Here is a 2,767-nt window from a genome sequence, read left to right as displayed (position 1 = left end):
TTTCGTCGTTCTGGGACGCCCCTAACGCCAGCAATCCCAAAAGTTCCCCAACCAACTCAATCGCATACTTCCATTCTTCAGGGTGCCGTAATCAGCAGCGAGTATAATAGAAGTGCTCGATCACTCCTTAGCCACGTTTGATAAACGCTGCCTCCATCCAGTTTTGCCTCCATCCAGCTTTCGACTACACTTGAGTAGCGCGTAAATTTCCGTATCCACACACGGCTCAGTGTTTCTTCAATCACTGGCGCAGAAAGGCCTTCGGTTCGCTCAATTTCGTCAAGGGCAGCGATGTCAGTGAAGCGCAGATAGCGACCGTTGCAAACCAGGTTGCATTCTGAGAAGCGGGCACTCTTTCTGAAACAACGAACTTCTGCCGTAATCCCGAAACGTTCGGCGGCAACGCCAGTAAAACCTTCGGCAATTTGTATTTGTGCGGTGTTCCCAGAAAGGTGTTGTGATGATCTTTCCCAAAGTTGAATATGACCTCCTAATCAGAGGTGTCATTTTTGGAACGCAAACTCGCCGCCATACTTGCCGCTGACGTTGTTGCATACTCTTCGATGATGATCGAAGACGAAGATGCCACTTTGATGCACCTCAAGACTCATCGCGAATGTGTTTTTGATCCCAAAGTCAGCCAATACAAAGGCCGGGTGATCAAGTTGATTGGGGATGGCACATTGGTTGAGTTTCCCTCTGTCGTGGATGCTGTTCGGTGTGCCATCGAGATCCAGAAAGATCTGGCGGTTCAAAACTCAGCGATAAAACTGCGCATCGGAGTGCATCTGGGCGACGTGATTGTTGATGAGGGCGATGTCTACGGGCACGGTGTCAATCTGGCGTCGCGCCTAGAAGCCGCAGCAAAAGTGGGCGGGGTTTGCATCTCTTCCATAGTTTATGAAAGTCTGGGAAACCTGATTGAAGAAACCTTTGAAGATGGCGGTGCCCAGCACCTCAAAAACATAACAAAGCCCGTCAAAATATACCATTTGGCACATGAAGGTTCTGAAAAATACGAGCCCAACCTAACCGGACGGGATAAGCCCTCAGTCGCGGTTTTGCCGTTTTCAAACGTAAGCGGCAATGCTGAGCAGCAGTTTTTCAGCGACGGCATTTCCGAAGACATCATTACCGGACTGTCCCGCTTTCGGACCTTGTTTGTGGTCGCGCGCAATTCGTCGTTTCGGTTCCGGGACTCAGATCTGGAGATTGGTGAAATCGCGGCAAAGTTGGGGGTACAATACCTTGTCGAAGGCAGTGTTCGAAAAGTCGGAAACAGAGTGCGCATTTCGGCTCAGCTGATCGCGGCTGACTCTGGAAAACATATCTGGGCTGAGCGTTACGACCGCGAACTGGAAGACATCTTTGCGGTTCAGGATGAGGTGACCCAAAGCGTCGTCGCGGTTCTTCCAGGTCGGGTTCAAAGCGACGTGGCCAACAATGTCTTGAACAAGCCCACAGACAAGATGAAGGCATACGAACTCTTGCTGCGAGGGAAAGCACTCCGAGACGGGTTGAACGCCGCCGACAACGCCACAGCCAAGGGATATTTTGAAAAAGCGCTGGCAATCGATCCCAATTACGCGCGGATCTATATGTATCTGGCCGATACCTATGTCGTCGACCTTTGGCTCGGTCTTGCCGACGCCGATGCGCCCTCCCAAGCATTGGAAATCGCGCGTCAGGGCGCGGCTTTGGACAACAAGGACGTCTATATTCAGGACCAACTTGGATATGCGTACCTATGCGCGGGCCTCTGGGATCAGGCCGATACGCAGTTTCAAAAAACACTGTCATTGATTGAAAATGAAGCGGAATCGATGGCTTGGTGCGGATATGGATTTCTGTTGTTGGGGCAGCATGAAAAGGCTCATGAAATAGTTGTCGAGGCCATGCGACTTGACCCCCTGCATCCGCCTTCTCTCGATTGGATTATCGGACAGGTATATTTCTTTTTGGGTCGATATGATGACGCTGTCAGCAAGCTGATTGGCGAAGCACGGCTGAACTCATTGGCCGCTGCGTTTCTAGTGGCAGCATACGCGCACTCGGGCCGACAAAAAGAGGCGGAGTCCTCATTGCAAGCCTTTGTCCGCCACCGCCGTCAGGAGTTTTCAAGCCGCGGGATGGCAGTTCCGGAAAACACGTTGATTGCTCTGGCCGGTGGCTTTCAACCAATGTGGCGCAATTTGTCAGATTGGGAACACATTGCCTCTGGTCTGCGCCAAGCTGGATTGGCAGAGTAGGCGACGCCCATTTTCTATGTCTTCGGTGATTGGTCGTTGCCAACTTCCGCTCCGGGCTGCGAGCTGCCGTTGAATGTACGAATTGTCGAGGGTAGCGTCGGTTTTTTAAAGTGAACAAGTCTCTGACAAATGTAGTCACTCAACAAAACAGAACCCGATTGGTGTCCGTGAACCAGCACTTTTGATTTCGCGGCTCCCTTCCAATTGAGAGCCTCTCAAGATTTGGTCCCTTTTTCAGGGGATACCTCGGCCTCATCCAGATCCAACACCGCGGGGTCGATCATGCGCTTGTCAGCGCTCATCTTGACGGAGTTTCGCATGGCCTTGCTTCGCCGCAGCAAGCGCCGGAAACTTGCCTCGTCGAGCATAAGCAGCGTCGACGGTGCCAATGCCCGTACGTTTACGCGACGGGGCCGTTTCAATAACATGGCCAATTGCCCGAACATTTCACCACGACCGAGCCGCGAGGTGTGCCGGCCGAGTTCCACTTCAACAGCTCCGGAAGCAATGAAGAATAC

General features: G+C 52.2%; 2 protein-coding genes. One reads left to right on the top strand and one right to left on the bottom strand.

Annotated features, from left to right (window positions below):
• Window positions 1–509 precede the first annotated feature (509 nt).
• A complete protein-coding gene (locus AC2FJE_RS23385) occupies window positions 510–2,249 on the top strand; it encodes an adenylate/guanylate cyclase domain-containing protein (protein ID WP_496758758.1) in 1,740 nt (579 codons plus the stop codon).
• 215 nt (window positions 2,250–2,464) lie between these two features.
• Here the strand turns inward: AC2FJE_RS23385 and AC2FJE_RS23380 are convergent.
• A partial coding sequence (locus AC2FJE_RS23380) for a cyclic nucleotide-binding domain-containing protein (protein WP_496761524.1) occupies window positions 2,465–2,767 on the bottom strand: 303 nt, incomplete at its 5' end.

It is taken from the genome of Ruegeria sp. CDSC002, assembly GCF_059610905.1.
Note: the sequence above shows the minus strand (reverse complement) of the source record. Positions and strands in the feature narration are given on the sequence as shown.